The 266-nt window shown below is 48.9% G+C and carries 1 pseudogene; it reads left to right on the top strand.

What is annotated here, in order from left to right:
• Nucleotides 1–266 (top strand): annotated as a pseudogene (locus AAEY75_RS15515) (nicotinate phosphoribosyltransferase); the annotation flags it as partial.

The raw sequence follows: 266 nt of genomic DNA, 5'->3' as shown, positions 1-266 counted from the left end.
CACGTAGACGGTTTAATAAAGACTGGCAAGCCCATGTGGTTGAGACTTTGCACAAAGCTGAGCCAAATATAGTGGGCGGCACGTCCAATGTTTATTTGGCAAAAAAGCTTGGCATGACGCCCATTGGTACGATGGCACATGAGTTTATGCAGGCATTTCAGGCACTGGATGTGCGCTTACGTGACTCACAAAAAGCAGCGCTTGAAGCTTGGGTACACGAGTATCGCGGTGATTTGGGTATTGCGCTGACTGACGTTGTTGGCATG

It is taken from the genome of Psychrobacter sp. TB55-MNA-CIBAN-0194, from assembly GCF_040309505.1.
GTDB lineage: Bacteria > Pseudomonadota > Gammaproteobacteria > Pseudomonadales > Moraxellaceae > Psychrobacter > Psychrobacter fozii.
Note: the sequence above shows the minus strand (reverse complement) of the source record. Positions and strands in the feature narration are given on the sequence as shown.